Origin of the sequence: Stenotrophomonas sp. 2YAF26, assembly GCF_052114625.1 — a bacterium.
Lineage (GTDB): Bacteria > Pseudomonadota > Gammaproteobacteria > Xanthomonadales > Xanthomonadaceae > Stenotrophomonas > Stenotrophomonas indicatrix.
The window spans coordinates 1-5611 of sequence record NZ_JBFRFC010000034.1; the positions used below are offsets into that span (position 1 = coordinate 1).

The window sequence follows — 5611 nt, forward strand, 5'->3', positions numbered from 1 at the left end:
CCGGAGTACGGGGGCAGCGCCATAGGCGCGGGGGTGTGGAGGTCGGTAAGTGGGGCCCGCGGTTCGCGCAGCGAAGCGTGGGAGCGACAGCGCGCATGCGCTGACGCGTACCCGGCCAGCGGCCGGCACTACCGGTCTCTTACCAGCCGTAAGGCGGCGGGTAATCCCAATAGCCCGGGCCACCACCGTAGTAGCCGCCACCACCATATGGCCCGAAGAAGCCCGGGCCCTTGCCTTCGCTCACGTGGATGTTGACGTTGACCCCGCGGGTCTTGCCTTCATCGTTGGTGTAGTTCTTGCTGAGGTTGAGCGTGGCGGCGTTGTAATGCGTGTTGCCGTAATTCTTGGCGTAGCCGATGCCGGTGGTGAAGCTGCCGGAGACCTTGACCTTGTCGTCCTGCACGTCGGCGATCCTGCCGTCGCCGTGCACGCGCGGGCCGGTCTTGTCGCCGTAGAACGTGCCGGGCGGATCCTGTTGCAGCGTCGGATCGTTGAGATAGCGCATAGGCGTCTGCGGCACGGACAGGTCCAGGCCGGACGCCTGCGGCGCGGTGGCGCCGGCGGCGGACTGCGCCAACGCGGTCCCGGGCAGGGCGGCCAGGCACAGCAGCAGGGTCAGGGGGCGGATCATGACGGCACTCCAGCGCAGAGGGGCCGCGCAGCACGCGGCGGTACAGGCCGACGCTAGCAGGCGTTGCTTGAATGATGCCTGTCGGCGCCCGTTTGCGGTAGAGCCAGGCCATGCCTGGCTGCACGCTACAACCGCCCAAACCCGAACAGGTCCTGCAGCGGGTGCCGTCGCCGCTCGATCCGCGCCCGCAGCAGCCCGGCGCCGATCATTGAATAGGTGATGCCGTTGCCACCGTAAGCCATGGCGAACTGAACCCGTGGACCCCATTGCGCATGCGGCCCAAAGAACGGCAGGCCGTCAGCCGTCTCGGCAAAGGTGCCCGCCCATGAAAACGCCGGGGTCGGCTGCAGGTGCGGGAACCACTGCAGCAGCTGCTTCATCAGTTTGCGGGCCTTGCTGTCCACCCGGCCATCGCGGCGGGCGGGAATATCGATGGCATCGTCCAGCCCGCCCACCAACAGCCTGCGGTCGCCGGTGGCACGCAGGTACAGGTAGGGGCGGGCGCTCTCCCAGACCATCGTGCGCTGCAGCCAGCCCAGTTCGTCGGCGTTGATCGGGTCGGTGATGAAGGCGTAGCTGCTGCGGTTGCGGGCCACGCGCGGGTCCAGCCACTGCTGGTTGGCATAGCCCATCGCCAGCACCACGTGGCGGGCGCGGATCTGCATGCCGGATTCGGTGCGGGCGGTTACGCCGCGCGCGGTAGGGGTGAGGGTATGCAGCACGGTGCGGTCATGCACCACGCCGCCGCGTCGTTGCAACCGCCGCAACAGCCCGTAAGTGAAGCAGTAGGGATCGACCCGTGCGGCCTGGCGGGTCAGCAGGGCGCCTCCGGCATCGACGCTGAAACGTTCCTGCAGCGCATCCCGGTCCAGCCAGCGCGCATCCAGGCCGATGCCACGGCGCGCCTCGCCTTCGGCCATCAGCCGCGGTACGTCACGGCGGCGGCTGGCCAGGTACAGGCTGTCCATCTGCTTGAAGTCGACGTCCTTCAGGCCGCGCGCGACCTCGCCCAATGCGGGGATCGCCTCCGCACAGGCCTGGTAGGCCAGCGCCGCAGCGTCCTGGCCATACTGCGAGGCCAGTTCCAGCAGATGGGTATCGATCTCGTACTGCAGCAGCGCGGTACTGGCTGCGGTGCTGCCCCAGCCGATGTCACGCTGCTCGATCAGCGCAACGTCGTGGCCATGGGCCGACAGCTCATCGGCGATCAGCGCGCCGGTGATGCCACCACCGACCACCAGCACATCGCACTGCAGATCCTGTTCCAGCGGCGGAAAGGCCTGGATCAGGCCGTTGCGCACCGCCCACCACGGGTAGCCACTCTTCAGGTCCATGCGGGTTCGTGCTCAGGCGGTGGGGTGGCCGGTATGCGGGGTCAGGATCAGTTCGGACAGATCGAAGCCCTGCAGGCGCGCGCTGGCCAGATAATGTTCCTGCACGGTGGCATCGAGCCGGGGCTCACGTGCCAGCAGCCACAGGTACTTGCGATCCGGGCTGCCGACCAGGGCAACGCTGTAGTCCGGCGCCACCTGCATCACCCAGTAATCACCCTTGGCGAAGGGCAGCCAGCGCAGGCCCTTGGGCAGGAAGCTGACTTCCAGCCGCGCGCTGTCGTTGTCGATCGCGCAGGCCTCACCGGTGGCTTCCTCGATCTCGCCGTCCATGCGGCAGCGGTTGGTGACGCCCACGTTACCGTTGTCGAGCAGCTGGTAATGGGCCGACACGTCGGTGCAGCCCTCTGGCTCGTGGCGCATCGGCAGGCGGGCGATCTCGTACCAGGTGCCCAGGTAGCGGGGCAGCTTGAGGTCGTTGACGGTCTTCAGGGGAGGCAGGTCGGTCATTGTCAGGCGTGGCAGGAGAGGACCCCCACGATGCCGAGGACACTGCCACGGGCGGGTGAAGCCGGGGCGAGGGCCATGTCCAGAACATTCCGTCGCCCGGGCGGAGCGCGTGCCGTCATCGGCGCAGCGGTATGCTTCCGCCAGCGCCGCGTTTTTCCGATCCAACCGAAGTGGAGGTGCCGATGTACCAGGTGATCCTGTTGAAGAGTGAAACCCAGTTCGCCCGCGAGCAGTGGCCGCAGGTCGACGATCTGGTGGACTACGAAGGCGTGGCCTACAGCCTGCGCGCCGGGCCGCGCCAGCCGTTGCCGACCGACCACGCCTGGCACCCGATCGCGGTGTATGCGCCGGATGAGATCACCGAGGAAGAATTCCAGGACTGGTACGCGCTGCAGCAGCCGCAGGTGGAAGAGCTGCGCCTGAAGTACTGAGCCGCAGCCAGCAGCCAGCGCCTGCGCATCCGCCGTTTACAGTACCTGCCGTATAGTCGCGCGCAGGCGCGGTGGTCCGCGCAAAACGGTGTGGCTGGCTTGTCTTCCTTCTTCCGAACGATCCTGGTGCGTGGCCCCTGGTTGGCCCTGCTGTTGTGCTGCACGCTGCTGCTGGCTCTGCCGGCGCTGGCCCAGGATGACGACCCCACGCCCAAGCAGCAGCTGGCGGATATCGACAATGCGTTGAAGGCGGTGGAACGCAAGCGCAACGACGCCGAAGCCATCGAAACGCTGGGCACGCTTTCGGAAAACGCGTCACAGGCCAAGCGCGATGCCGAGGCGCTGGAAAAGACCCTGCAGCCGCAGCTGGACCAGCTCAACGAGCAGCTGACGCAGCTGGGTGAGGCCCCCAAGGACACCACTGAACCACCGGAGCTGGCGGCGCAGCGGCGCACGCTGACGCGCCAGCGCGATGCCCTCGCGGCATCGATTGCCCAGGCCAAGTCCAGTGCCGTCCGCGCGCAGCAGCTGAGCGCGGACATCGACAAGCAGCGCAACGCGCAGCGCACCGAGGAACTGGGGCGCAAGGTCGCCTCGCCACTGTCGCCAACGCTGTGGCGACAGGTGGCCGACCAGTTGCCGAACGATATCGCCCGCGTCACTCCTTTGGCCCAGCAGGGCCGTGCCGCGCTGACCACGGCCATTGCCACCCATGGCTGGGGCACGTTGCTGCTGGGGCTGGCGGCGGCACTGGTGATGATGTTCCCGTTGCGCCTGTGGCTGCGCGCGCTGGGGCGCCGGTTCGCTGCGTCCGAGCGTGCCCCCGACGGCCGCCTGCGCCGCTCCGGTCTGGCCATGTGGCTGCTGCTGGTGGGCACCCTGCTGCCCGGCTACGCCGTGGTGGTGCTGGTGGCTGCACTGGATGCCATCGGCGCGATTCCACCGCGCCTGCAGAGCGTGGCCGAAGGCGTGCAGGCGGCGACGTTTGCCGCGGCCTTCATTTCCGCGCTCAGCGCCTGCCTGCTGGTGCCCAAGCGGCCTTCGTGGCGGCTGCTGAACCTGGATGACACCGCCGCGCTGAAACTGCGCAAGTACGCCTGGGGTGCTGCGGCACTGGCCTGGCTGAGCACGGTGCTGGTGGCCATCGATCGCGCCACCCGCACCAGCGATGTCACCACGGTGGCGCTGGACGGCGTGATCGCGCTGACCTACCTGGGCCTGATCATGGCCATGCTGGTGACCTTGTCGCGCCTGCATCGGCGCCAGACCGCCGAGGCCGAGGCGAAGCTGGAAGCACAGGCCGACGGTCTTGGCGCACAGCTACCGGTACGACGCAGCAGCTGGCTGGTGCTGGCCCGCGTGGCCGGCAACATCGCGGTAGTCGCCGCGATCGCCGCCACCCTGATGGGCTACGTCAACTTCGCCAAGTTCGTGAACCAGCAGCTGATCGGCGGCAGCATCGTGGTGCTGGCGGCGACGCTGCTGTTCAAGTTCGTCGATGACTTCTGCACCTGGCTGCTGAATGCCGACAGCAAGGTCGGCCAGACCATCCTGCTCAGCACCGGCCTGAGCGTGTCGAAGCTGGAACAGGCAGGCGTGCTGCTGTCGGCGATGCTGCGCACCCTGGTGGTGTTGATCGCCCTGCTGGCGCTGGCCGCACCGTTCGGCAATATCGGCACGATCGTTGAACGCATTGCCTCGCTGGCCAATGGCATTGTGATCAACAAGGACCTGACGCTGCAGCCGGGCCGCATCGTCACCGGCGTGCTGGTGCTGCTGGTGGGCATGGGTCTGACCCAGCTGCTGCAGCGTTGGTTGACCGATACCTACCTGCCCAAGACCGAACTCGACCTGGGTGCACGCAATTCGATCAGCACCATCGCCGGTTACGTCGGCATCATCCTGGTGGGCCTGTGGGCGCTGACGGCGATGGGCCTGAACCTGAAGAACCTGGCTTTGCTGGTCAGTGCGCTCTCGGTAGGTATCGGCTTCGGCCTGCAGGCAATCATCCAGAACTTCGTCTCCGGCTTGATCCTGCTGACCGAGCGCCCGGTGAAGATCGGCGACTGGGTGAAGCTGGGCGACCAGGAAGGCGACATCCGCCGCATCAACGTGCGCTCCACCGAGATCCAGGTGAGCGACAAGTCCACCTTGATCGTGCCCAATTCCGAGTTGATCACCAAGACCATCCGCAACATGACGATGGGCAACAACCAGGGCCGCGTCCAGATCCAGTTCGCGGTGCCGACCAGCACCGACGTGGCCGGCCTGCGACAGGCGCTGCTGGATGCCTACGGGGCCCACAACACGGTACTGCAGCAACCGGCGCCGTCGGTCTACATCGACAGCATCGCCGGCGGCCAGATCACCATCAACAGCTTCGCCTACGTGGCCAGCCCGCGGCAGGTGTATGGCACGCGCAGCGATCTGTATTTCAGCCTGCTGCAGATCCTGGCCGAGCGGAACATCCCGCTGTCCACGCCGACCGACATCCACATTACCCGCGATCCGCCGCAGTAAGAGGTGGGTCGGCAGGGCTGCGCCCTGCACCCGCCGAAGCGGTAGTGCCGGCCGCTGGCCGGCAACCTCAGGAGCAACAGCAACAGCAGAAGCGGGTTTCCTGTGGGATGGCGGGGTGGGTCCGGTTGCRGGGGACGCTGCAAGTACGTCCCTGTAAGCTCGGTCGCGCCATCCATGGCGCTCACGCC

At 67.2% G+C, this 5611-nt stretch carries 5 protein-coding genes; 2 read left to right on the forward strand and 3 right to left on the reverse strand.

Annotation, left to right across the window (positions count from 1 at the left end):
• Positions 1-139 precede the first annotated feature (139 nt).
• From AB4Y98_RS20620 to AB4Y98_RS20630, 3 genes are all read right to left on the reverse strand, one after another.
• Positions 140-631 (reverse strand): hypothetical protein, encoded by a 492-nt coding sequence (locus AB4Y98_RS20620; protein ID WP_025874569.1) that lies wholly within the window; start codon positions 629-631, stop codon positions 140-142.
• A 125-nt stretch (positions 632-756) separates the two neighbouring features.
• Positions 757-1965: an NAD(P)/FAD-dependent oxidoreductase gene (locus AB4Y98_RS20625; protein ID WP_442245041.1), complete on the reverse strand. Its 1209-nt coding sequence runs from the start codon at positions 1963-1965 to the stop codon at positions 757-759.
• 12 nt (positions 1966-1977) lie between these two features.
• Positions 1978-2472 (reverse strand): lipocalin family protein, encoded by a 495-nt coding sequence (locus tag AB4Y98_RS20630; protein ID WP_363733923.1) that lies wholly within the window; start codon positions 2470-2472, stop codon positions 1978-1980.
• A gap of 182 nt (positions 2473-2654) precedes the next feature.
• On the opposite strand from AB4Y98_RS20630, the gene AB4Y98_RS20635 reads away from it, so the two are divergent.
• Positions 2655-2903, forward strand: coding sequence for a hypothetical protein (locus AB4Y98_RS20635; RefSeq protein WP_025874572.1), 249 nt, complete (start codon positions 2655-2657; stop codon positions 2901-2903).
• Between the two features lie 90 nt (positions 2904-2993).
• On the forward strand, positions 2994-5423 hold the full coding sequence (locus tag AB4Y98_RS20640; RefSeq protein ID WP_336022197.1) for a DUF3772 domain-containing protein: 2430 nt from the start codon (positions 2994-2996) through the stop codon (positions 5421-5423).
• Positions 5424-5611: the final 188 nt, after the last annotated feature.

Bases quoted from the DNA above. Each gene is read 5' to 3' on its own strand.
- AB4Y98_RS20620 (WP_025874569.1), bottom strand. From the start codon at position 631: ATGATCCGCCCCCTGACCCTGCTGCTGTGCCTGGCCGCCCTGCCCGGG.
- AB4Y98_RS20625 (WP_442245041.1), bottom strand. From the start codon at position 1,965: ATGGACCTGAAGAGTGGCTACCCGTGGTGGGCGGTGCGCAACGGCCTG.
- AB4Y98_RS20630 (WP_363733923.1), bottom strand. From the start codon at position 2,472: ATGACCGACCTGCCTCCCCTGAAGACCGTCAACGACCTCAAGCTGCCC.
- AB4Y98_RS20635 (WP_025874572.1), top strand. From the start codon at position 2,655: ATGTACCAGGTGATCCTGTTGAAGAGTGAAACCCAGTTCGCCCGCGAG.